The sequence below is a fragment of the Flavobacterium solisilvae genome (assembly GCF_012911605.1).
In the GTDB taxonomy this organism is placed as follows: domain Bacteria; phylum Bacteroidota; class Bacteroidia; order Flavobacteriales; family Flavobacteriaceae; genus Flavobacterium; species Flavobacterium solisilvae.
The window spans coordinates 1-249 of the sequence record NZ_JAAMPT010000058.1; the positions used below are offsets into that span (position 1 = coordinate 1).

Genomic DNA, 249 nt, shown 5'->3' on the forward strand with positions numbered 1-249 from the left:
TTAAATAGGTCGTTTTTACAAAAAACAAACCTTTTCTCTTGTAAGGTGAGTTCCATGCTTTGAGTTTGGCTATTAAATCGGGCACACCAAGGATATTGATGCTGCGTTTGATGTTATACACGAGCATGATCAAACTGTGTTCGCCGTTTACTTTCTCTAATCCTATTAAATTGGTGTGGTTATATCCCCATTTTCGCTTTATTGTTCCAAAGATGTGTTCGTTGATTTCTTGGCGTTTTCTATAGAGTT

1 protein-coding gene is annotated in these 249 nt (G+C 36.5%); it reads right to left on the reverse strand.

The window, feature by feature from the left end; translation table 11 throughout:
* Positions 1 to 249 (reverse strand): transposase (locus tag G6042_RS00275; RefSeq protein WP_169522316.1); only part of this gene is annotated, 249 nt, incomplete at both ends.